The sequence below is a fragment of the Cobetia sp. SIMBA_158 genome (genome assembly GCF_046566945.1).
Lineage (GTDB): Bacteria > Pseudomonadota > Gammaproteobacteria > Pseudomonadales > Halomonadaceae > Cobetia > Cobetia amphilecti.
This window is the reverse complement of sequence record NZ_JAWJYL010000677.1, coordinates 1-256: the sequence shown is the minus strand read 5'-3', so window position 1 is coordinate 256 and position 256 is coordinate 1. Positions and strand designations below refer to the sequence as shown.

1 protein-coding gene is annotated in these 256 nt (G+C 48.8%); it reads right to left on the bottom strand.

Annotated elements, in window-relative coordinates; genetic code table 11:
- A partial coding sequence (locus tag R2R70_RS21535) for a TonB-dependent receptor plug domain-containing protein (RefSeq protein WP_410979130.1) occupies positions 1-256 on the bottom strand: 256 nt, incomplete at both ends.

Sequence of the window (256 nt, the reverse complement as noted above, 5' to 3'; positions counted from 1 at the left end):
ACTGCGGCTACCACTTGTAGATACCTGCTCACGACCGTTAAGTGTTGAAAATACAAAGCCGCCCGACAGCCCGCGTATATTAATTTGTGCAGCCTGCCCGCCAGTGCGCACAGCTGAAATACCCGGTAAACGAGTCAGTGCATCGGCCATTGAAATATCAGGCAATGCGCCTAAGTCATCAGCAGAAATTTGTTCTGACACCGTATCGCTAAATCGCTTTTGGTTAAGCGATTGAATTAAGCTGCGACTAAAGCCG